The organism is Vibrio quintilis, assembly GCF_024529975.1.
GTDB lineage: Bacteria > Pseudomonadota > Gammaproteobacteria > Enterobacterales > Vibrionaceae > Vibrio > Vibrio quintilis.
The window spans coordinates 217617-243436 of record NZ_AP024898.1 but is presented as its reverse complement, the minus strand read 5'-3'; the positions used below and the strand labels follow the sequence as shown (position 1 = coordinate 243436).

At 44.3% G+C, this 25820-nt stretch carries 25 protein-coding genes and 1 pseudogene; 6 read left to right on the top strand and 20 right to left on the bottom strand.

The window, feature by feature from the left end:
• The first annotated feature begins 55 nt into the window (after nucleotides 1-55).
• Nucleotides 56-205: a hypothetical protein gene (locus tag OC443_RS19685; protein ID WP_159440336.1), complete on the top strand. Its 150-nt coding sequence runs from the start codon at nucleotides 56-58 to the stop codon at nucleotides 203-205.
• 7 nt (nucleotides 206-212) lie between these two features.
• Here OC443_RS19685 and OC443_RS19680 read toward each other — a convergent pair whose 3' ends face one another.
• Genes OC443_RS19680 through OC443_RS19670 form a run of 3 tightly spaced genes read right to left on the bottom strand, consistent with a single transcriptional unit; the run spans nucleotide 213 to nucleotide 1483 of the window.
• Nucleotides 213-569 (bottom strand): GFA family protein, encoded by a 357-nt coding sequence (locus OC443_RS19680; RefSeq protein ID WP_073583575.1) that lies wholly within the window; start codon nucleotides 567-569, stop codon nucleotides 213-215.
• A 56-nt stretch (nucleotides 570-625) separates the two neighbouring features.
• Nucleotides 626-1048 (bottom strand): hypothetical protein, encoded by a 423-nt coding sequence (locus OC443_RS19675; RefSeq protein ID WP_073583577.1) that lies wholly within the window; start codon nucleotides 1046-1048, stop codon nucleotides 626-628.
• Between the two features lie 45 nt (nucleotides 1049-1093).
• Entirely contained in the window at nucleotides 1094-1483 is a 390-nt protein-coding gene (locus tag OC443_RS19670) for an MAPEG family protein (protein WP_083601640.1), read from the bottom strand.
• Nucleotides 1484-1557: 74 nt separating this feature from the next.
• Here OC443_RS19670 and OC443_RS19665 point away from each other — a divergent pair, with 74 nt between their 5' ends.
• Nucleotides 1558-1998: a winged helix-turn-helix transcriptional regulator gene (locus OC443_RS19665; RefSeq protein WP_073583579.1), complete on the top strand. Its 441-nt coding sequence runs from the start codon at nucleotides 1558-1560 to the stop codon at nucleotides 1996-1998.
• A 538-nt stretch (nucleotides 1999-2536) separates the two neighbouring features.
• Here OC443_RS19665 and OC443_RS19660 read toward each other — a convergent pair.
• Both OC443_RS19660 and OC443_RS19655 read right to left on the bottom strand, forming a co-directional pair.
• Nucleotides 2537-2785, bottom strand: coding sequence for a hypothetical protein (locus OC443_RS19660; protein WP_073583581.1), 249 nt, complete (start codon nucleotides 2783-2785; stop codon nucleotides 2537-2539).
• A gap of 205 nt (nucleotides 2786-2990) precedes the next feature.
• Entirely contained in the window at nucleotides 2991-3149 is a 159-nt protein-coding gene (locus OC443_RS19655) for a hypothetical protein (protein ID WP_234976401.1), read from the bottom strand.
• A gap of 137 nt (nucleotides 3150-3286) precedes the next feature.
• On the opposite strand from OC443_RS19655, the gene OC443_RS19650 reads away from it, so the two are divergent.
• A complete protein-coding gene (locus OC443_RS19650; protein WP_073583583.1) occupies nucleotides 3287-3466 on the top strand; it encodes a DUF2784 family protein in 180 nt (59 codons plus the stop codon).
• Between the two features lie 21 nt (nucleotides 3467-3487).
• On the opposite strand, the gene OC443_RS19645 is transcribed toward OC443_RS19650, so the two are convergent.
• Nucleotides 3488-4306 carry a hypothetical protein gene (locus tag OC443_RS19645; RefSeq protein ID WP_073583585.1) on the bottom strand — a complete coding sequence of 273 codons (819 nt, stop codon included), beginning with the start codon at nucleotides 4304-4306 and terminating at the stop codon, nucleotides 3488-3490.
• A 1412-nt stretch (nucleotides 4307-5718) separates the two neighbouring features.
• On the opposite strand from OC443_RS19645, the gene OC443_RS19640 reads away from it, so the two are divergent.
• A complete protein-coding gene (locus tag OC443_RS19640; protein WP_073583587.1) occupies nucleotides 5719-7188 on the top strand; it encodes a pectinesterase family protein in 1470 nt (489 codons plus the stop codon).
• A 252-nt stretch (nucleotides 7189-7440) separates the two neighbouring features.
• On the opposite strand, the gene OC443_RS19635 is transcribed toward OC443_RS19640, so the two are convergent.
• From OC443_RS19635 to OC443_RS26420, 4 genes and pseudogenes are all read right to left on the bottom strand, one after another.
• Complete coding sequence (locus tag OC443_RS19635) at nucleotides 7441-8322, bottom strand: HEPN domain-containing protein (protein WP_073583589.1); 882 nt, start codon at nucleotides 8320-8322, stop codon at nucleotides 7441-7443.
• A gap of 315 nt (nucleotides 8323-8637) precedes the next feature.
• A pseudogene (locus tag OC443_RS19630) lies at nucleotides 8638-9124 on the bottom strand (transposase); the annotation flags it as partial.
• A 108-nt stretch (nucleotides 9125-9232) separates the two neighbouring features.
• Nucleotides 9233-9835 (bottom strand): hypothetical protein, encoded by a 603-nt coding sequence (locus OC443_RS19625; protein ID WP_143169334.1) that lies wholly within the window; start codon nucleotides 9833-9835, stop codon nucleotides 9233-9235.
• A gap of 222 nt (nucleotides 9836-10057) precedes the next feature.
• Complete coding sequence (locus tag OC443_RS26420) at nucleotides 10058-10177, bottom strand: integrase core domain-containing protein (protein ID WP_143169335.1); 120 nt, start codon at nucleotides 10175-10177, stop codon at nucleotides 10058-10060.
• A gap of 279 nt (nucleotides 10178-10456) precedes the next feature.
• Here OC443_RS26420 and OC443_RS19620 point away from each other — a divergent pair, with 279 nt between their 5' ends.
• Nucleotides 10457-11257, top strand: a complete 801-nt coding sequence (locus tag OC443_RS19620; RefSeq protein ID WP_073583595.1) for a nucleoside-specific channel-forming Tsx family protein — start codon at nucleotides 10457-10459, stop codon at nucleotides 11255-11257.
• A gap of 129 nt (nucleotides 11258-11386) precedes the next feature.
• Here the strand turns inward: OC443_RS19620 and OC443_RS19615 are convergent, their stop codons facing one another.
• The 8 genes from OC443_RS19615 to OC443_RS19580 all read right to left on the bottom strand — a co-directional run bounded on the left by OC443_RS19615 (nucleotide 11387) and on the right by OC443_RS19580 (nucleotide 21866).
• Nucleotides 11387-12163: a M48 family metallopeptidase gene (locus OC443_RS19615; protein WP_073583597.1), complete on the bottom strand. Its 777-nt coding sequence runs from the start codon at nucleotides 12161-12163 to the stop codon at nucleotides 11387-11389.
• Entirely contained in the window at nucleotides 12163-15462 is a 3300-nt protein-coding gene (locus OC443_RS19610; protein ID WP_073583599.1) for a type I restriction endonuclease subunit R, read from the bottom strand. Before OC443_RS19610 ends, OC443_RS19615 begins: the two co-directional genes overlap by 1 nt.
• 24 nt (nucleotides 15463-15486) lie before the next feature.
• A complete protein-coding gene (locus OC443_RS19605; RefSeq protein WP_073583601.1) occupies nucleotides 15487-16293 on the bottom strand; it encodes a DUF6933 domain-containing protein in 807 nt (268 codons plus the stop codon).
• Nucleotides 16287-17336 carry a PDDEXK nuclease domain-containing protein gene (locus tag OC443_RS19600; protein ID WP_073583603.1) on the bottom strand — a complete coding sequence of 350 codons (1050 nt, stop codon included), beginning with the start codon at nucleotides 17334-17336 and terminating at the stop codon, nucleotides 16287-16289. Before OC443_RS19600 ends, OC443_RS19605 begins: the two co-directional genes overlap by 7 nt.
• Nucleotides 17336-18514 (bottom strand): restriction endonuclease subunit S, encoded by a 1179-nt coding sequence (locus tag OC443_RS19595; RefSeq protein ID WP_073583605.1) that lies wholly within the window; start codon nucleotides 18512-18514, stop codon nucleotides 17336-17338. The genes OC443_RS19600 and OC443_RS19595 overlap by 1 nt, the downstream gene beginning before the upstream one ends.
• Before the next feature lie 92 nt (nucleotides 18515-18606).
• Nucleotides 18607-19725 (bottom strand): PDDEXK nuclease domain-containing protein, encoded by a 1119-nt coding sequence (locus OC443_RS19590; RefSeq protein WP_073583607.1) that lies wholly within the window; start codon nucleotides 19723-19725, stop codon nucleotides 18607-18609.
• Entirely contained in the window at nucleotides 19718-21256 is a 1539-nt protein-coding gene (locus OC443_RS19585) for a type I restriction-modification system subunit M (RefSeq protein WP_073583609.1), read from the bottom strand. Before OC443_RS19585 ends, OC443_RS19590 begins: the two co-directional genes overlap by 8 nt.
• Nucleotides 21257-21275: 19 nt before the next feature.
• Nucleotides 21276-21866 (bottom strand): restriction endonuclease subunit S, encoded by a 591-nt coding sequence (locus OC443_RS19580; protein WP_073583611.1) that lies wholly within the window; start codon nucleotides 21864-21866, stop codon nucleotides 21276-21278.
• 121 nt (nucleotides 21867-21987) lie between these two features.
• On the opposite strand from OC443_RS19580, the gene OC443_RS19575 reads away from it, so the two are divergent.
• On the top strand, nucleotides 21988-22119 hold the full coding sequence (locus OC443_RS19575; RefSeq protein WP_262021781.1) for a hypothetical protein: 132 nt from the start codon (nucleotides 21988-21990) through the stop codon (nucleotides 22117-22119).
• Between the two features lie 701 nt (nucleotides 22120-22820).
• Here the strand turns inward: OC443_RS19575 and OC443_RS19570 are convergent.
• Both OC443_RS19570 and OC443_RS19565 read right to left on the bottom strand, forming a co-directional pair.
• Complete coding sequence (locus tag OC443_RS19570; RefSeq protein ID WP_143169336.1) at nucleotides 22821-23369, bottom strand: RipA family octameric membrane protein; 549 nt, start codon at nucleotides 23367-23369, stop codon at nucleotides 22821-22823.
• Nucleotides 23370-24089: 720 nt separating this feature from the next.
• On the bottom strand, nucleotides 24090-25808 hold the full coding sequence (locus OC443_RS19565; RefSeq protein WP_073583617.1) for a cyclic peptide export ABC transporter: 1719 nt from the start codon (nucleotides 25806-25808) through the stop codon (nucleotides 24090-24092).
• Between the last annotated feature and the right edge of the window lie 12 nt (nucleotides 25809-25820).

Sequence of the window (25820 nt, the reverse complement as noted above, 5' to 3'; positions counted from 1 at the left end):
AGCCAAAAACACCAGAAGCTTATCGGGACAGACGTTTTAAATAATATAATAATTTATGCGCTCATATATAACCGGAACAGGCAAGGCAGATGGCCGCAATGAAAAGTATATTCGTGACGTTTATGGCGGGATGAATACCAGCTTCGTTGTTGATGGCGCACAACTTTCCGGATTATACAATTTATCTGATCCTTACCGGGGTTAATATGAATCTATCTGTTTCCGTCATCACTGCCCTGACCATCAATTTCCCTGACCGAAATACCTTCTAAAATATCATTTTCTGCCATACGCATATTCACAGCGAAGATTCTTTCATCACATTTTGGCGTCGTTATATAATGTGTGATACAGCCACACAGAGGACAGCGATGAAACTCAACTTCTCTGTCTCCCCAAATATAAAAAACTGTCTTTTCTTTTGTGAAAACAGTCTTCACTTCATCCGGGGAATAATATGCCCACAGCGCCCCATACCGGCGGCATATTGAACAGTTACACTGACCCACTTCTTCAGAAATTGAAGGAAGTTCTATATGAACGTTTCCACAATGACATATGACTTCCATACACCAGACTCCATGTATTTAATTGATGGGGTTCACCGCTGACCGGCAAGCCCGGTTTATTGTCTCCCGGTATTGCGGTATATCATGCCAAAGGCTGCTCCCGTCAGGATAAACTGGATGACCTGAAATACCGTATGAAAGAGCAGAAACTGTGACACCGGCTCGATACTAAATTTTGCCGCTGTTGCAAAGCCCATGGCTGTATAAGTCATCAATCCAATCATCAGGTTAAACCGGATACCACTGGCAATACTATACCCTTTAACCCTGGCGTAGAATGGATAAAGATAAGCAATCACAATCCCCTGAATGAGAACCGCCGCTATACCTAATGGCATCAACGGCTCTGCACGCTGAAAAGCCCCCCATTCCACATAAAGATCATGAAAAAATACCATATGCCATGGATAGGCCCACGCCATGGTAATCACAAAATACGCGACGACCCCCAAACCTGCTGTTTTACGACTTATCATCATCCCTGCTCCTTTTTTTCGGTGGACGTGTTTCAACAAATTGCTATATCAATGACTCCAGTAATAAAGCAGCAACCAAATGGCATAGGTGAGGATAACGCCGGTGGTTGCCAGCATCGTGATGATCCTGAAAACAGGCCGGTCGAAAAAATTCAGTACCAGATAGTGCATCACACGGGCCAGTAAAAATATGGTGCCTGTGATGTACAAAAATAAGTCCGGTGCATGATTCAGCTCAGCCACAGCCATCAGAATCAAAGTAACCGGCATATACTCCAGATAATTCGCATGAGATCGCACAAGCCGCAGCAAAGTATCATCACCGCCGTCCCGGAACAGGACCCTGACCCGGGCCCGCCGGAGACCGACTGCCGCAGTCATCGGAAAAACCATCAGAGCGAATAAGCCTCCAAATAAAGCTGTCACGAATAAATCCACATTGTTTCCTCCCTTAATCACTTTTATAATAGAAGTATAAGTAACTTTAATTCTATGATGCAAGTAAATTTTTTATGGTAGCAAAGATTGAACATAAAACCCGGACCCAATGTCCTGTGGCCTGCGCACTGGATATCATTGGCGATCACTGGACGCTGTTGATTGTCAGAGACATGATGTTTTTTGATGTACATGAATATAAAGATATGCTGGAATCCGCTGAAAAAATCTCCAGCAGTATCTTATCGACCCGTCTCAGGAAGCTGGAAAACGACGACATTATCAGCGCCATCCCTCACCCCGAAAACGGAAAAAGAAAACTTTATTACCTGACAGAAAGGGGAAAAGGACTCGTTCGTGTGATGATTGAAATTGCCCGCTGGTCCGATCATAACCTCCCAGAACTCATCCATATTCCGCAAGAGAGACGCGAGCTTCTCGATGCGCCTTTAGAAGACGTGACTCAAATCGTTTTTGATAAACTTGAACAGTGGGAAAAAACATATTTAAGCTGACAACTTTGGGGAAATGTGCCGGAAATTTATCCGGCTGTCAGCGTGACCGGATAATAGCTGGTTTCTGAATTTAGTGTATACCGGAAGTTTATGGCTACTGAGTCTGCCTCCCGGTGCCGGGGATTCAGATTTTTAGTGTATTCAGGTGAATTAGAATTCAGGCGTTATACTTCATCATTCGCGGCATGTTGTTCAATTAAATCCCTGACCACCTGATCAACACCAACGATTATCTGAAGCACCTTCCGGACTGAGCGGCCACCTTCCCGCTTAGCATCCGGGTCAGCGCCGAAGGCAAGCCTGATAAGGATAATGGCGCTACTCTGAAATAAAGGAGGTGTGCTGATAAGCGAGCTTTAAAACTATATTACTGCAAGCCTGAATTTACAGTGAGTCACGCATGGAGCTGTTCGTCCTGAAAATACGGTTAATCCCGTACCTGCCATGGAATCAAATCTGCAATTTACCATAAATAAGTGGCTTGGGCTTATCCAACACCCAGATAAAACGTAGGCTGCGCAACACTTATCCTTGTTTGTTATGTGAGCCTCTTTAACTGCAAAAGAAGTTCGGTTAATACTTGTTCGCCCATGGTATTTTCTACAAGCTCGTTCATTTCACCCGCAAGAAACTCTTGCCAAGAAATAGATTTACTACCCGAACCATGTGCATAGCGACCATACGCCAATAGTACAGTTTTATTATCCAAAATGGAGACCAGGTATAACTCTTTATCTGGTTCATCAATTTTCCACCCGAATAGCGGTTTTGGTTGTTTATATACCATTTTTGATTTTCACATAACGCCTTGCTAATAGGCGTAGAAAGCTTGGCTAACCTTGCGACAAAGGGACGCAAGCCAAGCGTGATACGTCCTTTTGGGCAACTTGTTATGTTGCGGCTAGTTTAATGGATTTGTAACGCTCTTCATGACTATGGTTTATGAGTTTTGCTGCTTTTATCAAATGAGACCAAAACTTTTTGCAAGGGATTCAGTTATCAACGATAACTCCATCAAGTTCTTCCATAGCGAGCAAGAGCTCATTGTGATGGATGTAAGTAAGAAAATCCTCTTCGCAATAGCCGTCACCTGATTCAATAGTTTCTTCAGGCAAGCGTTTATAAGCCGCCATTAATTCAGCTTCAATCAATTTCCATTTGATCCACTGGAGCCTCTGAGAACTGAAAGCGGATACTTTGAATAGACACACATCATTTTTGACCGGTGGAGAGATTACAGTGATGGCTTTTATCAGCTAAGTTTGATCTGAGGAAGGAAGCATCGCTTATGATTTATCGAATGCTGGCAGATTTGATCGTCATGCTTCATCTTTTATTTATCATCTTCGCGTTGCCCGGAGTCGCGCTGGTACTGTGGCGCACCTGTATACTGTTTGTCCATATCCCTGCCGCACTGTGGATTGTGATGATCAGTTTCAAAGGGCTAAAGCATACTTTAGCCCTTTAATTTATGGACAAAACGTTATGATTACTTGACGGTAATGCCTATCAGCACTTGCATTTCATTATTGCTGGTATCATTGTAATTCGTGACGTTATCGCTTCTTTCGTATTCCCAGTCAACCACTTCATAGGAGACTTTTGCGTGGAAAGAGATATGGTCGTTGAAGCTTTGTTTAAAGTGAAGCGCGGGTTCAATATGAGCACTTGCCCATGTGTATTCAGAATCCGGCGTATAATATGCCTCAATATAATTCTCTATTTTAAAGGTGAAGCCAGCGCCAAGTGGTAAAGAGTAAGTCAGATAATCTTCTGTACCGACCTGGTAATCATACTCATCTTCAGCTTTGTCGTAGTAGTTGAAGTTGTACCATGCCAGACTTAAGTTCCAGGAGTCTGATAAGTCACCGGAAAGATAAAAGTTCGTCTCAACGCCACTTATATCTTGCAGACTTTGCTCATCTTTAGTTCCCACCTGGCTCCATATTTCAATGCCGAAGTCCATATCTTTGCCAAACAAAGAAACAGTCTTATCCAGATAAGGAGAGAAAATATACTGGTTCTGAGTCCAGCCTTTGTTGCGATTCGAGTGAGCCCATCTGGCATCGTAACGATAGATATAATTCAACGTCACATCAAAACCTGCAAATTCACCTGCTTTTTGAGCAACGCCAAATTCCGTGTCCCAACCGACCTGGTTTGCAGAATCTTTGTTGTCAAAAAAGTCTCTATCAACATCAAACCAGAATTTATAAGTATCGCTGAGCTTGTAAGATCCCTTACCGAGAGTCCATTCCGTATGCGATGAGCCGTCTCTGAAATCACGCTGTTGAACTTCATTTGTCATTGAGTTCAATTCTCCGGAAACGGCTCCCATACTAACCAGGGATAAACCAATACATGTTGTTATAACGCGCTTTTTAATTTCCATATTTTAATTAATACCATCTGTGAAAAGTAGAGATGATCTTAAACCGGACTCTATCCATGTTGAGTCTTTTAGATAAGTATCACTGCTGTACTACTTTGAATATTTAAACGAAAAACAAGTTATCAATAAACCAAATAAACAACTTGCATAAAGGGCTTTCAATAAAAAACAACAACGCACCAAGTCAGGGCAACACGCACCAAAACACTGCATTATCAACAAGTTAGCTATTGAAAACCTTATTCAAACTATCATTTAAAAATAACCGGTTCAATATAAATCAAAGCACATCGATAGATTCAAATGATTCTTCTGAAAAATCGCGGATAAGCTATCATTTATATATACTGACAGAAGATAATCCAGAATTTATATACATAAAAATGGTAATCAACAAAAAAAAATAAAATGATTATTTTATGTTTTAGTGAATTTACCAACAAATTTATATTTTTTTCAAATAGCGCCTTAACAAATCCAATAAGATAATCCAATAGAGATAAATCACAAAAACAATAAAATTTAATAGTACTCCGTCCGGGAAATAAACGTTATTTATTATTCGTAATCACTCTGTTGATTTATACCCGGTCAACCTGAAGGTTCAGGTTATTTAGGTATATAATCCCGGCAGTTATTGATAATTTACATTTTGATGATTGGGATTCCATAACAGACCTGAACCTGCGGAAACGCTTTATGGAATCACAGACGCGTGACAGTATTTCTCACCAGAGAAGCAGGCATCTGGTTAATATCATCTCAACATCAGGGTCTTCAGTCATTGAATAATTTTTCAATATCATCCTGACGTCAGGGATATCCTTGTCCATGCGTTATCACAACGCCCAAGTGCCTGTCCTCACAGCTCTGTAACTCTCAAATTTTTCGCCGTTATCTCAAAGCTCAGTCTTTCGTATTCCGTAGATATTGTCATAGTTCAGCCATGATCAAATAATCCAACATTTTACTGAAATTAATTTATTTACTCCCCCAATTTTGTAATCCATTACTTATAGGATTAATTTTAAAAAATGAGCTACTTTTATTTATATCGACAATATGAATAAAAAACATGCTTTACCGCATATTTATTTAAATTAAATTTTCATGATTCTGATGTTTGTATTTCACATTATTTCATTCCCGCCATGACTATATATGAAACTTAATCTATATCTATTATCTGTGCTTCAAATAGTCAATATTATCCGGAAATCGTCGGTATTCAGATGAAACTGAAGCATAGGACCATACCTGAACAATCTGAGATTCAATGAATGGGTCAGATTATTCACAAAAATAATAACCTGAAAACAGGATAGAACATGAAAATGAAACAACGCTCAGTAAAAATCATCATGCTTGCATCATTCACTGCTCCCATGGCACTAACCTGCCCGGCAGTCGGTGCCAGTTCACTTTCAAACCAGCTGTCACCTTCACCACGCAGTGCCAATGTCTACGAAGACACAACATTCTCACTGACCTTTGACAGCATACCCAAAAAAGGCAGTGGTTCAATCCGCATTTACGATGCAGATAATGATCAGTTGATTGACACAATCAATGTGGGGACAGACACCGATAAAATCGGCTATCACAAGGTCAGAACCCTCAAGACCTATTCTGTACGCATCCGCGGTAAGCAGGCCCACATCACGCCTCATGCAAAAAAACTGCAAACCGGCAAATCATATTATGTGACAGTGCCGGCTTCAGCCTTTACCGGCGCAAAACTCGCAGGCAAAACATTCACTGGCATTGACCGCAACAGCGACTGGGTTATCAGCACACGATCCAATAAACCAGATGTCAACAAAACAACGCTTATCGTCGATGATAACGGCACACAGGCTGATTTCCGCTCAGTACAGGGGGCGATCAATTTCGTGCGTCAGTACCATAGCAACACCAAGATGGAAATCTTCGTAAAAGCAGGAACTTATGAAGAGCCTCTGTATATCTATAAGCAAAATAATCTCACCATCAGAGGAGAAGGGAAAAACAAAACAATCATCACCTATAAAAATAACAACGGACTCAATTCAGGTACATCGGCACGGGCGCTGCTTCTTGTTTACGGTTCTGACATGCTGAGGTTAAAAGACCTGACGCTAAAAAACAGTACATTAATCTCAGAGGGCGGGCAGGCTGAAACCATTTATTTCAACAGCTCAAATGGCCGGCTGATTGCCACCAACAGTAACTTTATCAGCGAGCAGGACACATTGTTACTCAAAGGCTGGACATGGTTTTATAACACCATGGTGGCGGGTAATGTCGACTTTATCTGGGGCTATCCGCATGTGTCCTTATTTGAGAACAGCGAAATTCGCACACTGGGCGACTCCCGCGGGAAAAAAAACGGCGGATACATTTTACAGGCCCGGGTTCCTGATAAAGCAGACAAAGGGTTTGTGTTCCTGAATTCAAAACTCACCCGGGGTAAAAGTGCCAATGGTTACTCTGTCCCTGACAGAAAAACTTATTTAGCCCGCAGTAGCGGGAAGACGTCTTATTATGACAATATTGCCTTCATCAATACCCGGATGGATAAGCATATTCGTACCGTCGGATGGAAAGGCTCTAAAACACCGAATCCATCAAAAGCTGATAAAAATGCAGGATGGCGTGAATACAACAGTAAAGATCTCTCAGGAAATCGCCTGAATGTGTCATCACGGTTATCCAACGCTTACCAAATGACCAGCAACGACGTCAATAATGGATATAAAAACCGTCAGCAAATCTTTGAGGATTACAACAATGGCTCAGGCTGGAACCCACAGAATTAATTCTTCAGTCTCCTCATCTGCCTGATAAAGCGTGAACCATTCAAGGGCAACATAGCTGTCCTTGAATGGTTTCTGTCCTGCGTGGCTGATTTTCAACGTAGAATGACTCTACTTACAAATCAGTGCCTTGGTCAGAAACCAATCCATTCTCGCTGAACATGGATCTAGAGGTCACCTGGGTACATATTCGAAGTATCAGCATCAAACGGAGAAGTGCATTTGAATTATTGCGCTTTGAGTGAATTATGTTTACTAATTAAGATTAAGCCGCGCCCGGCAAACCTTCTCTGCCAAATCTTTCAGCTTCTCCACTTCCCCTGCCAGATAAACCAGCTCTTCCCCGGTAATCTCATAATGCATCGAATAGCGGGCATCGATATACGCACGTTGCAGGCGACGGAAACTGCGGCGGTGGAATTTGTCATCCATCGGGAAAATGTCAGAAAATGCGATCTCCTGTTCGGCACAGTATTTTTTCAGCTTTTCGATATTGTGGCTTTTAGGCAGGTAGTTGGTGAGCGTCAGTAATGTACAGGCGAAGAATCGTTCCGTGGATTGATGCAGAAGAAATGCCGCAATAGAAAGTTCTCCTTCTGATCTTGAAAACTCGTAGTTACGGAAAAATCCCCGGGCTGATTTAAACCATTGATCAAAATGCCCCTGAGCTATCTCCCGCCGTTCTCCATCTGTCAGATCCCCCGGCTCAGCAAGTTCGCGCTTATTGGCATCAAACAACAAAATCCCTTCAGTCCGGATATCTTTAAAAAAGTAGTGACCTTTTTGCAGCTGCTCGTTAACGTCTTGTAATGTATGAACAATTAATCCCAGCGGCGCACTTTTCACTTTGCGATCAATCAGCTCTTCCGCTTTGTGCCAGATGATATCTTCATCGGCCAGCGACTGAGAATTGACGATCACCAGAATATCGTAATCACTGACATAACCATTGGGAATATCACTCACCCAACCGCCTTTGGCATGGCTGCCGAACAGAATGATTTTATGAATTTTAAACTCACGCTTCGCCGCCGACTTCCCGAACAGATACTCGTCCAGTGAATCACGCAAAATGGTTGAGATCTGGGCCAGTTCTTGCTGTTTACGTTCCGGGAGATGGTCGAGGGAGGTTTTCATCGGCGACTGAATTTTCTGGCGGGTGAATAATAGGAATATTTTGGCCGGGGCGCGGGGAAATGTCTATGAATTTATTTGAGGTTTTTGGCTTCAGAGCGCGCTGGCCGGCACGTATTTGGAAGCGCATCCTGCGCTCCAAATACTGAAAAATCGTCGTGATTATTCTCCTTGGGAGGAAGGTTTCTGAGGCGTATGTCCTCAGTATTTTTTTGTTTTTATTGAAGCAATAATATTTTTATAATCAATAGTTTATGAAAATTAAAAATAACACTATGAAAGTTTCACACGTTGTTAGAGTACCTGTCCCTTCAATTCAGCGTCGAGCCAGACAATCGGACAAATTTCATCCAAATCCCGCTCCTGCCATGCTCTGAGTTCAGGAATAAGTCGGTCGGTAATGGCATTAATGGTGCCATTAGAGACGCTGACGCCATACATATCAACAAGATAGTCTCGGATATGTTGATAACTGTTGCCAAGTGCAAACATGGAAATGACGTTGTTTTCCATCTCATCGGTCAGGCGGGTCTGATGCTTTTTGACCGTCTGAGGTTCAAAAGTCCCGTTTCGGTCATGGGGTATTTCCAGTTCGAACTCGCCGGACATGGATTGGATTGTTTTACGGGATTTACCGTTTTTCCGGCTCCGATTCGAGATGCTGGTCAATTTTAGCACCCAGTGCCACTTGCGTGATTTTTTTAATCAGCAGTGTGAGAACGTCGTCCTTGCCGTTGAGCTCCTGACCGGACTGAAGTACTTTGGCGAATTCCTGAATATCAATTTCGTATTTATTGTCAGACATAAAGTGTCATTTCCTTTTTTATATTAGTGTATTGAAATGACACAGAAATTTGAACACTACCGAATATAGCGAAAAATTAACTATTGACGCCATACTCGTTTGTTAGGCTTAATTGCTCAAATGAATCGAGGACTGCCTAAGCCGACATTTAGTTACTTTCGATTTGTTCACAACGCATGTTGGAAATGGCCTTCTTCTTCTTTGCTTTTCTCCATTTGAATATGCTGGGGCCAAGCTATTAGCATAGGCTCGCAGATGTGAATCTAGGCGCTTAATATCAGATTTGTTTGTTGCATCTGTTAAAACAAAGGCATCAACCAAATCATCACTCTCGACATCTATATCAACAATAACTATCCCAACAGGAAAACTTGAGAAATCAAGTTCAAACCTGCACTCATCTGAATTTTGACAATACGAATAGTGCTTTACTCTTTCTTTACCAGAAAAAAAGCCTTTTTTCTTTTCAACTCTGAAAAAGCACTGGCTTTCTCCTGATGGATATAAGGTGCATAATTTCAAGTCTGGAGCGCCAGCAGTGGGTAGTCCCGTACGAAAAATACCAACCCCTCCAGAAGAGCCTCCAATTCCATCCCAGGGAGTATCATTATATTTGGCATGGTCTGCTTTAATTTTTAATGATGCAGCTAGCGCCCCACTTCCAATCAAATAAAGTCCAGCGAATAGAACCGTACTAACTATCTTATTCAAAATGCATCCTCCAAGATTTCCTATGAGCCTAACGCTCCAATATGGGACGAACAAACGCTTGCCTGAAATTAGCGGCGAAGGAGCGCAAGTCAAGCGTTTTGCATCCCTGTCATAATTGGCTTGTTATATTTTACCTGTTCTCGTTGTAATAACTTGGTAGTTTGGGACAGTCAAAGTCACCTTCATCAAACATATTGTAACCCTCCCTATTTTAGTAAAATTCTAAATTAGAGATTTTCCTGTTTTCGTGTCTGGCCCATAGTCACATGGTATTATACCATTCAGAGAGTCATGGGGCCGCTCTTCGTTGTATTCTCTCATCCATTTTTCTGAACAGCTCATCAGGACAGACGCTTTAAATGGCGTCCAAAGCTATTGGATCAGATCACTCAGCCAACCAGCAATGATCTTATTCACAAAAAAAATGTAATATTATGTAAAATTCATTTAGTTCCATAACAAACTCATTTGTGTGATTTTAATCACAATAATTATTGGCTGTTTCTTAGTTTTCTACTTTTAATTGAGAGATAAATCGCTATCATCTTCGGCATTAGTAACCGATGACGTCAACGCAATCGATTATATAAACTAAAAATCCCAATGTAGAGAATCACAGCAATGCGCAAATCACTTTTAGCACTAAGTCTGGCTGCTGCAGTTTCCACGCCTGCCCTGGCCGCTGATTACACAGATGGTAACACTCATAAAAACGATTATAAGTGGATGCAATTTAACCTGATGCATGTACTGAATGAAAAGCCTGGTAACAATAACCACACTTACTTCGAAATGGAGTTTGGCGGTCGTTCAGGAATTTTTGATCTGTATGGTTACCTTGATGTGTTCAACCTGACTGACGATGATGACAGTGATAAATCCGCAGACAAAGGCAACAATGCTAAAACGTTCGCTAAATTTGCGCCACGTATGTCTATCGATGGTTTGTTCAACACCGATTTATCTGTTGGCCCGATTAAAGAATGGTATGTTGCTAACTACACCACGATTGATGGCAATAATGATGGCGGTTACGCGACCAAAAACGGTATCGGTGCCGACGTCATGGTGCCATGGTTTGGTAAAGTGCAATTTAACCTTTACAAATCTTACAACATCAAAAACAACGAGTGGAATGGTTACCAGTTCTCTACAGTATGGTTCAAGCCTTTCGTTAACTTCGACAACGGTTCATTTATCGCCTATCAGGGTTACCTGGATTACGAATTCGACCTGCAGGAAGAAGCCGGCGCAACCTCTGATCACGGCCTGGCCTGGTTTAACGGTATCTATTGGCACAGCAACCGCTATGCAGTCGGTTACGGTCTGAAAGTGTTTGATGATGTTTACGGTATTCAAGATTCTTCAGGCTTTAGATCGTCTGGCGTCTCACACTACTTTGACGTTACTTACAAATTCTGATTTGCCTGGCAAATGAAATTTGATGAATGGCGCGATAATCGCGCCATTTTTTATGCCCGCGGGTTGGCTTTAGCGTCCGGTCGGTGCATCTTCAGGTTGTTTATATACCAAGGCATTTAATTACAACGCCTACTCACTCAAATATAACTCCGCCATACCATCTAAACGGCTTTTCACTTCTTTCCAGTTTGGCATCACGCCCGTCAACAAACGCCAGAATTTATCGCTATGGTTGTACTCCGCGATATGGCAAAGCTCATGCAGAATCACGTAGTCGATACACGCTTTCGGCGCTTTCACCAAATGGGGATTGAGCATAAGGTTTCCCTTAGTTGAACAGCTTCCCCACTGTTTGGTCATTGGCAGAACACGAAAACCGGGGATGCCTGTCACCCAGGTGGCTTGTGGCAGCAAAGCCGCTAAGCGTTCATGGAAAATCCGTTCGGCACGCATGCTGTACCAACCTGAAACCAAGGCTTTGGTTAATGCTTGTTTATCTTCGTTAAAACGATTCAACGTGACCAATAGCTTGCCTCGTTCCATTTTAACATTGGCAATGGCATCACGGTCTTCAACCACTTTCAACACATAGCGCCTGCCAAGGTAAAACTGCATCTCACCGCTGACATATTCTTTGGATTGTACATACTGCAAGCGGTCCCGAAATTCTTTGAGCGCATCGTAAATCCATCTCGCTCGCTTCATCACAGCGTCATGAATATCGCCACGCTCAGCATCCTCCGGCGCATTAACGATCACTTCGCAATTGGGGTGAACCTTAATGGCTATCTTGCGCTTCTTGCCTTCCGGATGAGGCTTACGCACCACTTCATAGGTGACAGCTTCATCGCCATAGATGAAGCTGTATTCTTCAAGTTTGCCTTCATTCGAACTTACGGATGTCATTAATGATGACCTGCCACGCCCAAGCGGGTTCTCTGGATGACATCCTGAATCACTAACTTAGCGTTATCTAATCCAAGCCCCGCATCACGAACTAAAAGCGGAAGTAGTTTCAAGCGTATTTGATTTTCAATTTCCGACGGACTAATTGAGTATTCCGCTATCGCAGAAGTCACGACTTCATCAATTTTAACTGCGTAATCAAAACACTCTTCTTCTGATAAGGGGCAGATAGGTAAATGTTGTAAAAACAATCCATAGTAAGCTTTTACATGGCGTGCGATCTTCGGATCAAGATCTGCAAAGCGATCCGTTGGGATGCCTTCTACTTTCCGCTCTTTGGCTTGCTCTTCTAAATCGGCAAACAACAGATACTGCTTAACAGGCGCATCAAACATCTCTTTGGCTTGCTCGATGGCTTTTTTCAGCAGGTTAGAAAAGTATTCCTGCGCATAAGGGTCATCCGCCAGATCTTGTTCAATCATCCTGGTCACCCGGCCCGTAATTACATCTTTCTTATTACGTGCCTCATCGTCACTCATCTCTTCGGGTTTCCGGGCTTTACCCATATTATCAACCCAATAAACGCCTTTTGATTCCTGAATTTCAACCCCTGCGATATGCTTATCCAGCAGCGCACGAATGCTCTCCGCAAACTCATCATAGTTGACGGTTTCTTCGGCATCTTCACGTACTTGTTTGCGCAATTCCGACATCGACTTGAGTGTCTTTTTGTACAAATCACGTTTGTCATCGAAACTCTTATCTTCGAAGTAGGTCGCAGACTGTAAAGCTACTTTCAGGCAGTTGGCAAACAGCGTCAGTGCCGCATAGAAGTCTTCGCGATTTTTTAGATTGGTATCGGTAAGCTGGCCGTCAATGGTATCGATTTTCGGTGCTAATGCCTGACGCAAGGCTTGACCGTCCTGCTTGTTCTGCACACCATCAAAAATTGCCCATAAACTGCTGTATAGACCTGGCAGCTTTTTGTATTCGGTATCCATGCGGGCGTACAGCCCTTTCAGATCATCAATATCAAATCCGCTTTGCGTGCGCTCTGCCAACTCCTGATAGTCGGCGATAGTGGCATCTAATTCTTTGAGAATGCCGCGATAATCAATCAGGTAACCGAACTGCTTCTTCTGATGCAGACGGTTAACCCGGGCAATGGCCTGAATAAGGTTATGTTGTTTGAGCGGCTTATCGATATAAAGCACGGTGTTTTTCGGCTCATCAAAGCCTGTCAGCAGCTTATCCACCACAATCATCATATCGGGGCCATCGTCACGACCAAAGGCTTCGATGATCTGTTTGGTGTAGGCTTTTTCGTCATTCGCTAAACCAAGCGCGCCGACGTTTTCTTTCCACCAATTCTGCACCAGGTCTTTGCTTTCCCCATCCACGGTATCGTGACCTTCGCGTGTGTCAGGCGGCGACATAGCAACGACTGAGGTCACTTTACCAATCTCATCAAGCAGTTTCTTGTATCGAATGGCTGAAGCTTTCGAGTCACAGGCTAACTGTCCTTTCAGTCCTTCCCGTTTGAAGTTCTGGAAATGGTCGGAAATGTCGTGGGCGATCAGCAGAAGGCGGTCTTCTGATTGGTAGATCTGACCTTTTTGCGAGAATTTTTTCTTTAAGTCAGTGCGCTGCTTTTCTGAAAGCTTATCGGTGATGCGGTCAAACCAGGCATCGATTGCTTTGTCGTTCGTGCACAGCTCAGGAATGCGTTCTTCATACAACAATGGCGTGACGGTTTTGTCTTCCACCGCTTGCTGCATAGTGTAAGCGTGGATGATTTTACCGAATTTGTTCTCGGTTTTATCCTCTTTGAGGAGTGGTGTTCCCGTAAAGCCAATGTAGGCGGCTTTTGGCAGGGCTTGCTGCATAAAGATATGGTTCGACCCGTTTTGGCTGCGGTGTCCTTCATCAACCAACACAATAATATCGGGGCTGTCGTTATAACACTCAGGCAAGGCAACTGCGGTACCGAATTTATTGATGATAGAGAAGATGATCCGCTCGTTACCCTGACTAATTTGTTCGGCAAGGCGTTTACCTGTGGTCGCCATCGCGTCTTTTTTATCCTTATCGGATAACGCGCCACCAGAGGCAAAAGTACGCGCCAGTTGATCTTCCAGATCGACACGGTCGGTCACGACAACCACACGACATTTTTTCAGCGCTTCTAACCAGATTAAGGCTTTGGAGAGGAACACCATGGTGAACGACTTACCCGACCCTGTGGTATGCCAAATCACACCGCCGTTACGTGCTCCCTTTCTTTTTCCAGGTAAAGAGTCATCAAACGAAGTAACCCGCTCAATCAGTGCTTTAATGCCAAATACCTGCTGATAACGAGCGACAATCTTGCCTGCCTTTTTATCAAACAGCGTAAATAAGCGCGTCATTTCCAGCAGACGATCATGGCGCAGCAGCGATACCAGTAAACGGTCCTGGTCAGTCACAACCAGTTCACCACCGGCAATCAGCGACAGATACTCGTCGCGTAATTTGGCTGGGCGATGGTTAAACAACAAATCGAGTTTATCTTCCGTCAGTGGCGTATTCTTCAGCCGCTGACAGGTCGCTTCAGTGATCGCTTCCTCTTTCCATCTTGCCCAGAATTTTTCAGGCGTACCGCAGGTTCCGTACAAACCATCATGACCATTCACGGAAAGCAGCAACTGGCTGTAGGCGAACAGATGGGGAATTTCATCGTTCTTTTGGTTGCGGATATTTTGCGAAATACCTTCGGAAACTGTGGGCTTACCTTCACGGGAAGAGTCGGGGCGTTTGGCTTCAATTACCACCCAGGGCAGACCATTCACAAAACAGACCAGATCAGGAATACGTTTGCCCGTACCGTGAGTGTTTTCAATTTCCATCTCTTCGGTGAAGTGGAACTGGTTATTCTCAGGGGTTTCCCAATCAATGATTTGAATGGTTGGATTGGCTTTTTTACCATCGATAAATTCCGTCACGCTGATGCCATAGGTCAAAGCATCGCAGAGCTTTTCATTGGCCACTTTTAACCCTGCATTCATTGCAGGCGTTGCCAGCTCCTGAATAATTTTATCGATAGCCGAATCGGAAAGCGGATAGTCCTTGCCCAGAAAGGTATGGGTTTTGTGTTTCAGCACACTGCGCAACACATTGGGCAGGATCACTGAAGACATCCGGCCACGCATCGCTAAACAGTCACTTGGTGGAATAAACTGATAGCCGAGGTTGGTCAGCAGTGTCAGTGCGGGAATTTTGGCACTGAATTCTTCGCGGAAGTTGGGTAGCGGCTCTGACATTGTTGGGATTTCCCTATACTTTGATTATTTTTTGTTTTTCCTGGCTCTTGCCTGATTCAAATCGATCACATTATCGGGAATCGAGTTCAGGTTTTCGTAATACTCATTTAACGCAGCATTCATCAGGGCATCTGATTCAGCGGTTTTTTCGTATTCTGAAAGTGAAGGCGACGTTTGTACGCGTAGCGAATGGAAATACTGGCGAATAAGCGGTTCTTCGCTTTCGTCCAGATCGCCATACTGGCTTATCCAGTCAAGGAACATCTCTTCATCAGGGTGGAAATAATCTTTGTGCGATTTGGTTGACCGAATCATGCTGTTGACCCATTCATCAAACGAAGCACACTGTTCCTGACCGTCGGGCAAACAGCCTGCTTCATGGACGCGATACTCAAAGTGCCACACCACATCATTAAGATGGCTTTGCACGCTGCGATCGCCGCGCTGGCAAAAATGCAGTTTCGGGTGCAAGCGTAGAAACTGATTAAACATGGTGTGAAAACTGGCTTCATCACACAGCTCAAACGCTTCACCGAAGAACTGCATATTATTGAACAACCGTTCTAAACATTGATTGAAAAATTCAGTCCAGTCACCTTTTTTCAGGCCCGTAAACACCATGGCGTAACGGGTCGGCACATGCATGGCGATTAACACGTTTTTACGCTGTACCTTGGTGGCATGCACCAGCCACGGACTGACGGGCTGGCTATTGTGCTGTGTATCACCAATCGCAGATTTTGGTGATGGTTTGAGTGGTGACTGTTTCTTTCCCTGCCGCGTCACAGTAAAAAACTCCGCTGCCGCTTTGGTACAGTTAAACACTAACATTGTGGTTTTCCTTGCTGCTCTGACAGATGCTGACGCTCTTTTTCCAGTTGAATGCGCAGCTCTTCTTCACTCGGTAACTCCAACATGTATTTGGACGCAAATAACTGTTCGCTGCCATTGAGTACCGAATATTTCGCCACGGTGTGGTTGTTTTCGGTGCAGAGGATCAAACCTATGGTTGGGTTATCATCACTGCGGCGTTTTTTCTCTTCATACATGCGCACATACATATCCATCTGCCCGATATCCTGATGGGTCAGCTTATGCATTTTCAGGTCAATCAGCAGGAAGCATTTCAGATGGAAGTTATAGAACACCAAGTCGATGTAATAATCGCCATCATCGGTATTGATGCGTTGCTGGCGTTCAACAAACGCAAACCCTTTGCCCAGTTCCAGCAGGAACTGTTGCAGGTTGTTGATCAGTGCTTGCTCCAATTCACACTCTTGCAGTGAGGCACCGGGTAAACCTAAAAAATCGAAAATATACGGATCGCGCAGATAATCTTTGGCGGTCAGCGCCAGCTCGGCCGTTTTTTGTTGCCCCTCGGCTAACACGGGCTGAATGTCTTGCTGCCTGGCTTGCGTCGATAGCAAACGCTCATAGTAAAGTGCGCCGATTTGGCGCTCTAAAGCACGCGCCGACCAGGCCTGGTCAATCGCTTCTTGCATGTACCAGTCACGCGCTTGTGAATTTTCGATGCGGCTCAAGGTGCGATAGTGCGTCCAGCTCAATTCGGTACGCACTGCGTTCCGAATTGGGAAGGCGAGATAAAAACTGCGCATATTACGTAAGTTACGCACGTCAAACCCTTTACCAAATTCTTTGGTTAACGCTTGAGATAAGGATTTTAATACGGCCTTACCATACTCCGCCCGTGCTTGCCCTTGCTGCTCATCTTCCACAATCAGGCGGCCAATTTCCCAGTAGGTTTGCACCATGGCGCTATTGACCGCTTGCACGGCCTGTTTGCGCCCTTGGGTAAGCAGTTCACGGATATTGCTGAGCAGTACGTTTGCTGTTTGTGGTAAATCGTCACTCATTACGCCGCCTCCGTGGTATCCACTTTGACTCTGCGCTTACCTGTCAACAACTGCTGCATTAATGCCTTTTTTTCCTCTTTTAGGTGAGCAAGTTTGGCTTGTAATAGCTCGATTTCTTTATCGGCAGCGGTGAGGACTGAAGCGATTTTTTGTTGTTCGGATAGAATAGGTAAGCCAAGATTAACTCCATATATAGGTTTTTGAGATATCAACGGTTGACCACCTTTGTTTCTAAGTCTGGACAAGTCATACTGTTTTAACTGATAAGTTAGAAATTCATTACAAACACTATTAGAAATAGACTTTGTATATAGCGCGTTATCAGTTACCCAGCATTTATCTCTTACTAGCCTAGTAACACCACAATATTCCCCAACTCTGCCAATTAATATTACGGAACAATCTGAGTTATATTCCGATGAATATCCCATGATGTTGTTTCCACCATACACAGGATATTTATTATTCTGTGATTGAACAGATTCCACATCGTCGGGCTTCTTATCTCCACTACCAAGTTTAAATAGTTCTCCCAACTTAACCTCTTCCCAATCCCCCTCAAACACCATCCCCGTATCAGGATTGACCAACCGCTTTTTCCCCGTCAGCAACTGCTGCATCAGGGCTTTTTTCTGCTGCTGGCTGGTTGCAATCAAACGCTCGGTGGTGGCAATCGCTTTATCCCAGGTGGAGAGGATTTTGGCGATTTTTTGTTGTTCTGGGAGGGGAAACAACGGAACCTTTAAAAGTTTTTTTAATTGAGTTGGGTTTATGTTGGCTTGGCTAACAGCCTTAGTTGCAATAGATTTTAATCGCTTTTTGGTTGAATCATCGTTCATAAAAAAGTTTATAAAAAATGGATCTGCGATTTCTTTATTTACTTTTAAACGAACTAAATAAGAAGCGAAAACATAATTCCCACTAAGAGTAAATATTCCTGTTTTACCAACAAGGTCGATACTATTTGTTCTATTGAACAAAATATCACCACATTTTAATTGATACTTTTCAAATTCACTTTTCTCTAGGTCAACTGAATCAACTCCATCAGCAGACATAAATCCATTGCTAAAATTATTCATTTTAAACATTGGATACTGTCCATTATCTATGGAAGATACTGACAAGCCATACTGTGATTCTAGTAACAAATCTCCCAATGATACCTTAGGCACCATAACCCAACTCCTTCAGATAACCTGCCATTTCCGCTTCCAGTTCTGTCAGCTCGTTTTGCAGCACTAAATGATGACAGTGCTTCGCCATAGGATTATTCATCATTATCTCCATCGATAAATGGATGCAGTTCTTGCTCTAACTCTTCAATGCTGGGTAAATTGGAGGTCATGTTTTGAGGTAGAGATTGATATATTTCTTGTTCCCAGCTTGCGACACTCATCGGTTTATCGTAACCACTCAGGGAATATTCCACCACCAAGTCATTTTTATCTTTTACTAAAAGTAGCCCAATGGTGTCGTTATCATTTTCGTGGCGCATTTTGTCATCAATCACAGCTCGGTAAAGGTTCAACTGGCTAATGTGCTCAGGTTTAAACTTGCCATTTTTCAACTCGATGACAACATAGCAACGCATTTTTAAATGATAAAACAGCAGGTCGGCATAAAAGTCTTGATCACCAAGCTCCAGATGAACCTGACGCCCCACAAAGGCAAATCCTTGACCCAGTTCAATTAAGAAGTGCTCTAAATGCGCTAATAAGCGGTTTTCTAATTCAGCTTCACGCTTAGGTTCATCAAGGCCAATAAAATCAAAAATATAGGGGTCTTTAAAAGATTGCTCAGCCATGTCTGAATCAAATGGCGGTAACATTTTAGGGAAATTATTAATGCTTTTGCCACTGCGCTCATATTCATTGGCATTAATGCGAAAGACGACCATGTCTCTTCCCCAGCCATTTTCTAGTGTTTGCCGGGCATACCAAAGACGTGCCTGATTATCTTTGACTTTATCCATGAGCGTGCAATTGGTTCCCCAAGCCAATTGTGCAACGGTGCGTTGCACAAACTCGAGATCTTCCCAAACTGTGGCAAATTTAACCATATATTTTAAATTACGCGGACTAAAGCCTTTCAGCATTGGGTAGTGTTGCTTGAGGTCTTGAGACAGGCGGTCAATGACTTTCGCCCCCCAACCTTGTTGCGCCTGTTTTGCAGCAATATGTTTGCCCAGTTGCCAATACAATAGGTTTTGTTCAACATTCACCTTTTGAATGGCGACCTGGCGCTGCTTTTTCACTATGGCGACAACTTCGGAGAAAAATTGTGGATAAGCCGCGGGTAAATTGGCTAACGACTCACCGACAGGAAAGCGAATGTCCTTATGATTCGTTTCTACTCGTTGCTTTCGTGATGAGTCATGCTTACTCATAACCCAACTCCTCCAGATAACCCGCCATTTCCGCTTCCAGATCCGCCAGTTCACTTTGCAGCGCCAAACGTTCTTGACGTACCGCCATCAGGTCGATCTCTTCCTCTTCCTCAAAGGTATCCACATAGCGTGGAATATTGAGGTTAAAATCGTTCTCAGCAATCTCTTCTAAGGTGGCAAGGTAAGCGTATTTGTCAACGCTTGCACGGGCTTGGTAGGTATCGACAATTTTCTGAATGTTTTCTTCGGTCAGTACGTTCTGGTTTTTGCCTGATTTAAATTCACGCGAGGCATCGATAAACAGCACTTTTTCATCCGTTTTATGCTTTTTAAAGATCAGAATGGCCGCAGGAATGCCTGTACCAAAGAAGAGTTTTTCTGGCAGGCCGATGACCGTATCCAGCAGGTTTTCTTCAATTAACTGCTTGCGGATTTTTCCTTCGCTGGAGGCGCGGAATAACACACCATGCGGTACGACGACTCCCATTCTGCCCCCCTCTTTACCTTGAGAACGGGGTTTCAGGGTTTCAATCATATGCGAGATAAACGCATAGTCGCCTTTGGTTTTGGGTGGCACGCCACGGCGGAAGCGACCAAAGGGATCGTCTGCGGCATCTTCATGGCCCCATTTATCTAAGCTAAATGGCGGGTTGGCGGTCACCACATCAAAGTGCAGCAGGCCACCGTTGGCATCCTGCCCTGTTTCCAAAAGCTTGGGGTTACGAATGGTATCGCCCCATTCAATGCGGTGGTTATCTTCACCGTGCAGGAACATGTTCATTTTTGCCAGTGACCAGGTCGAGCCAATCGCTTCCTGACCATACAGGGCGTATTTCTTTGAACCGTTAAAGTTCTTTTGTACCTGTTTGCCACATTTCATCAACAGTGAGCCAGAGCCACAGGCGGGGTCACAAATGGTATCGCCCTCTTGCGGCGCAAGGATAATCGACAACAGATCGGAGACTTCCGCAGGGGTATAGAATTCACCTGCCGATTTACCGCTGCCTGCGGCAAAGTGTTTGATCAGGTATTCGTAGGCGTTACCAATCACATCCAGTGAACCGACACGGCTTGGACGCAGACTGAGCGTTGGCTTACCGAAGTCTTCCAACAGATGGCGCAGAATGTCGTTCTTCTGCTTTTCATCACCGAGTTTATCGGTGTTAAAGCTGATGTCCTGAAACACGCCTTTGAGCTTGGTATTGGCTTCTTCAATCGCGTGCAGTGCGGTATCAATGCGTGTGCCGTTGCCCGCTTCAAAACGCGCTTCGTACAAATCCCAGAATGAGCTGCCCGTTGGGATTTTAAATGACTGGCTTTCGAGCATTTCAGCAATGAGCTCAGGTATATCGCCAAACTCTTGTTTCAGATCTTCCACTTTATCCATATGCACATCCGAGATGTACTTTAAGAACAACATCGTGAGGATAAAGTCTTTGTAGATGGAGGGATCAACGGTGCCACGGAAGGTATCACAGGCGTTCCACACGGCTTTGTTGATTTCACTTTGGTTGATTGGGGTATGTGGCATTATTGCTATCTCACTTATTTTAATCTTTGAATATTTGCCTGGCTATTTCATCGAGTTCTGCATTTCTTAACTCAATCAGCTTTCGGTAAATCTGTTTTTCCCGGCTGGCACATTCTGCCAGTTTGATGATCTGCTGCTGTTTTACCAGTGATGGTACCGTGATTAATGTTTGTTCTAAAACGCTGCGGCGAATACTCACCTGCACCGAACCTTCGGCTGATTGCTGAAAATAACGCTGAGCAATTGTCTGGTTCAACTGCCAGGCCAAAAATTCCGGCAAAATATCTGTACCATGATTCACTCGTATCTGAAAGTAATGAGGGGAACAAACAACAGGTAAGTTCAATTCTCCAATTTCATGTGCATGCACTACAGAAGAAATATTTCGTATCCCCCGGGCAGAAAAAAGAATATCACCCGGCATTAACCATTCAGGCGCTTTACGCCCGATAACTTCCGCCTGAATCAATTGTGCCCAGGCTATCTGTCCATCTTCATTTTGATCACGGATTTGAATGACATAACCATTCCCGTTCGTCGATTCTTTAATGGCTCCCCGAAACGGATGTCCGGCTCGAATCTCAACAATTTGTTTAAGTGGCTTTTTCACACCTGAATTCGCATCATATTAAATGATGCACAAATCATGCTTAACGTGGCATCAAAAGTCAATGTAGCCCATCAGTTCATGCATCATTTTATGTGATGCAAATCATTGGGGAGATATTCAGATGGCAGCAAATCGTCATCCTCATGCAACACCAGATATCTACGGCAATGACATCCCAAATGCGACAACTATTCCCTCATCAACCCATGGCATTAACCAAACACCCAGTAATTCAAATGCACTTGCTCGCTGAAAGCGGAGACTTTGAATAGACATACATAATTTTTGTGGGTTTTATTGACCATCTCATGATTGATTTGAGCAAAGATGAATTTGCAATACGTTTAATTCAATGATGCTGATATTCGGTATGTATTCCCACGGAGAACCGTGGGAACAAGGAAAAAGGAAAACCCAGCCAAATTGATAGATGCTCAAAGGAGGAACTTTCAGGAGAAAGTTTCAGATTTGTTGATGCAGGGACGCATCTACAAATCGGTCCTGACCCACGCGTACTGAAGCTGAATAAAAAAAGACTTTTTCGGCGGTTTTTGGTCTTTCAAAAACCGTCTGGGCCGCGTTCGATCATACCAATGAAACCGATAAAGGCAGGTGCGCAACATACCTGATCCAGACCTGAATACAGCCGACTGCCCCGATAATTGAACATGATAGATGTGAGCAAAGATGAATTTGCAATGCGTTTAATTCAATGATGCTGATATTCGGTATGTATTCCCTCGGAGGACCGTGGGAACAAGGGTTATCATGGTAATTTCCAGCTCGGTATGCACGCGGAGCGTGAGAACGAGGAGAAACTCATCTTTCTTTCCTCCACATCAGAATTGTTGCGGTTGCAAAATTGTTGGGTGGTCTTTTTGTGCATAACTCTGCCAATCAGCCGTACGTGCCTTTGGCGCGTCGGCTGAATTGGTCTTGTTAGCCGAATAGTTTTCATGTCACTACAAAAACAACTACCCATGAGATAGCCACAAGACATGGGAAAAGAAACAAAAGCCATGTTTGCCTGAAGTTAACAAAGCTCTTCCTTACTTCAACATCAAACGTTAGCCCGATTCTTTCGAACTGTTCCTTGACTTTTTGCTCTACATCCGTAGTTATTTTTCCGTGTTTTCTCATTGAAACGTAATCTTCAGCTCCCAAGAGACCCCACAGAAGGGCAACGATGATGCCGACCAATGGAATGCCATTTTGTAGCAATGACTGTGATGCAATTTTTCCTGCTTGCGAGAAAAAGAAACCAAAGGCCGCCACTTCAACTGTCATGAACCAATTAAATCTATTCCACACCCGGTCAGAATACTCGCTCAACGCTACCATTCTCACTTCATAGTAGTGAACAAGTTCACCAAGAACGCTATTGAATTTATCGCTTTCTGCTTCCATCAGTTCTCCATGTTCTTCAGCTAACACCGACAATAAGGTGTGCCCCACTAAACCTGCAAAGCGCACCGAACTTCGAACCAAAACTGCCAAGTTCAACGCATCACCTTCACAATTGTGGCAATTGTGGGGACAGGCACCCCATCTCCCCATGTCTATTTCAACACCGAAGCCTCTGGAAATTATGCCCCAAAAAACACAATAACTCTCTCTTCATCAATAAGTAGAATTGACCAAATACCCAGTAATTCAAATGCACTTGATCACTTAAAGTTGATACTTTGAAAATACACACAATTTTTGTAATTTTTGTTGACCATCTCATGATTGATTTGAGCAAAAGTGAGTTTGCAACGCGTTTAACTCAATGATGCTTATATTTGGTCTGTATTCCCACGGAGGACCGTGGGAACAAGGGTTATCATGGTAACTTTTTGCATTCGGTATGCATTCCCACGCGTGAGAACGAGGAGAAAAAACACAGCCAAATTGATCATTGCTCAAATGAGGAACTTTCAGGAAGAAAGTTCCAGATTTGTCAGCGCAGGGACGCGCTTACAAATCGGTCCTGAACCACGCGTGACCAGGCAAAAAAGACGTTTTTGGTTCCTTTTGGCGCCTACCAAAAGGAACCGGGGCGCGTTCGGTGCAGCCGGAGAGATCGAAGAATCCTATAGCGCAACAAACCATACCACTATAGCCAAATAGCCAAAGACAGCAGAAACCAACAAAATACAGCCAAAAACACCAGAGACAAAACAAACAAAACCAAAAAGGGCCAGGCAAAACCTCACCCGGCCCCAAACAACCCAAAAGATCTTAAGCCATCACCAGTTCCGCCAGCGAAGGCTCAGGTGCAGGTTCAGCTTCACTCTCCGCCAGCGGCGCACCCTGCGGACGCTCATCCACCACGATTTGCCCGTTCTCAAACTTCACCAGCTGATCGGCCAGATGGAAATACCGGTCATCATGACTGATCACCACCACCAGCTTATTCTGCTGCTTCAGTTGCGGAATAATCCGGGTGTAGAAAATTTCCCGGAACCGCGGATCCTGATCGGCGGCCCATTCATCATACAAACACACCGGTGTATCTTCGATGTAAGACATCAACAGTGCCAGCCGCTTTTTCTGCCCCTGCGACATGGCGACGGAAGAAAACTTACCGTCTTTCGACGTCACTTTATTCCCCAGCTCCAGATCCGTCAGATACCGGCTGATCACCTCATCACTCTCCGGTTGTCCTTCGGCGTTCAGCACATGCTCAAACAGATGAAAATCCGAGAAAATCGTCGAGAACATCTGCTGATAATCACTGATGTCGACCGCCTCATACACAGCCTGCTCATCGAGCACAATACTCCCCCGATCCGGCTGATACAAACCCACCAGCAGCTTGGCGAAAGTTGATTTCCCGCTGCCGTTACCGCCGGTCAGAAATATCGCTTCGCCGCGGCGGAACGTTGCATTGACCGGGCCGACATTGAAGGTGTACTCATCCTCAAGATCAGACTGATACTGAAATTCCAGATCACGCACTGACAGTGTTGACCAGTCCGTTACCGAGTCAGGCACCTGCCGGGTCAGATCAGTCCGCCGTTCAAATTCATCCGGTTCTCCCAGTTCCAGCCCTTCAATATTGCGGTAAGACGCGGAACAGTCACTGAAACGGTTCATTGAATCCACCACACTTTGCAGCGGTGTTACCATATACAGAATTGTCAGCACAAAAGTCACCACCACACCCAGCGGCACATCCGGAAAATACACCTGACTGCCGAATACAATCACACCAATCACAAAAAACACCAGCGTCGATGCCATACTGCCCAGCATGGTGAAAATCAGCGACACCTTAACACTGCGGTCACGAATCACCGCGAAGTTCGGCTCCAGAATTTCATCGTAAGTGAAACGGCGGCGGCGGGCGTTGATCGTCAGCTCTTTCACCCCGTCCACCAGGGTTTTCATACCGCTGAACATGTCATCTTCATACTCTCTCAGCCGCAGGTAATGATGCAGACCACGGTTCAGAATCAGTTTGGAGATAAACATAATCAGCGCAATCAACACAAACACCACCGTAAACAGCTGCCACGAGGTGTACACCATATAGCCCAGACACAGCAGCACCGTGACGAAACTATAGATAAAGCCGGGTAACAGCAACAGCCCGTCGGATAGCTTCGCCGCATCCGTCTTCATCGCCGCCATAATCCGGTGGCCGCCAATCTTTTCAATACTGGCATAACTGGTTGCCAGCAGACGCTTTGCCAGCGAATCCCGGAACTCATACACAATCCGCGCACTCAGCTTTGCCAGCAGATAGCGCGACAACAGACTGAACAGCAACACGGTCGATACCGCCCCGACAAAGATCGGGAAGTCGTACGGCCCGGCTGCTTCTCCGGAGCCGAGCTGACTGACCTGCATCGTGATAATCTTCAGCATCACAATCCCGGCCATCGCCCCGACAACACTCAAAACTGTCGCACCAACAATCGACCATTTAAAGCGGGTAATAATAGATTTAAACATCTTCATTCCTCA

What these genes read in the sequence shown, in the direction of transcription:
- OC443_RS19685 (WP_159440336.1), top strand. Translation starts at nt 56, where the DNA reads ATGCGCTCATATATAACCGGAACAGGCAAGGCAGATGGCCGCAATGAA.
- OC443_RS19680 (WP_073583575.1), bottom strand. Translation starts at nt 569, where the DNA reads ATGGAAGTCATATGTCATTGTGGAAACGTTCATATAGAACTTCCTTCA.
- OC443_RS19590 (WP_073583607.1), bottom strand. Translation starts at nt 19,725, where the DNA reads ATGAGTAAGCATGACTCATCACGAAAGCAACGAGTAGAAACGAATCAT.
- OC443_RS19645 (WP_073583585.1), bottom strand. Translation starts at nt 4,306, where the DNA reads ATGACAAATGAAGTTCAACAGCGTGATTTCAGAGACGGCTCATCGCAT.
- OC443_RS19675 (WP_073583577.1), bottom strand. Translation starts at nt 1,048, where the DNA reads ATGATGATAAGTCGTAAAACAGCAGGTTTGGGGGTCGTCGCGTATTTT.
- OC443_RS19620 (WP_073583595.1), top strand. Translation starts at nt 10,457, where the DNA reads ATGCGCAAATCACTTTTAGCACTAAGTCTGGCTGCTGCAGTTTCCACG.
- OC443_RS26420 (WP_143169335.1), bottom strand. Translation starts at nt 10,177, where the DNA reads ATGAGCTGTTCAGAAAAATGGATGAGAGAATACAACGAAGAGCGGCCC.
- OC443_RS19605 (WP_073583601.1), bottom strand. Translation starts at nt 16,293, where the DNA reads ATGTTAGTGTTTAACTGTACCAAAGCGGCAGCGGAGTTTTTTACTGTG.
- OC443_RS19575 (WP_262021781.1), top strand. Translation starts at nt 21,988, where the DNA reads ATGGCAGCAAATCGTCATCCTCATGCAACACCAGATATCTACGGCAAT.
- OC443_RS19615 (WP_073583597.1), bottom strand. Translation starts at nt 12,163, where the DNA reads ATGACATCCGTAAGTTCGAATGAAGGCAAACTTGAAGAATACAGCTTC.
- OC443_RS19635 (WP_073583589.1), bottom strand. Translation starts at nt 8,322, where the DNA reads ATGAAAACCTCCCTCGACCATCTCCCGGAACGTAAACAGCAAGAACTG.
- OC443_RS19660 (WP_073583581.1), bottom strand. Translation starts at nt 2,785, where the DNA reads ATGGTATATAAACAACCAAAACCGCTATTCGGGTGGAAAATTGATGAA.
- OC443_RS19650 (WP_073583583.1), top strand. Translation starts at nt 3,287, where the DNA reads ATGATTTATCGAATGCTGGCAGATTTGATCGTCATGCTTCATCTTTTA.
- OC443_RS19610 (WP_073583599.1), bottom strand. Translation starts at nt 15,462, where the DNA reads ATGTCAGAGCCGCTACCCAACTTCCGCGAAGAATTCAGTGCCAAAATT.
- OC443_RS19665 (WP_073583579.1), top strand. Translation starts at nt 1,558, where the DNA reads ATGGTAGCAAAGATTGAACATAAAACCCGGACCCAATGTCCTGTGGCC.
- OC443_RS19585 (WP_073583609.1), bottom strand. Translation starts at nt 21,256, where the DNA reads ATGCCACATACCCCAATCAACCAAAGTGAAATCAACAAAGCCGTGTGG.
- OC443_RS19600 (WP_073583603.1), bottom strand. Translation starts at nt 17,336, where the DNA reads ATGAGTGACGATTTACCACAAACAGCAAACGTACTGCTCAGCAATATC.
- OC443_RS19595 (WP_073583605.1), bottom strand. Translation starts at nt 18,514, where the DNA reads ATGGTGCCTAAGGTATCATTGGGAGATTTGTTACTAGAATCACAGTAT.
- OC443_RS19565 (WP_073583617.1), bottom strand. Translation starts at nt 25,808, where the DNA reads ATGTTTAAATCTATTATTACCCGCTTTAAATGGTCGATTGTTGGTGCG.
- OC443_RS19640 (WP_073583587.1), top strand. Translation starts at nt 5,719, where the DNA reads ATGAAAATGAAACAACGCTCAGTAAAAATCATCATGCTTGCATCATTC.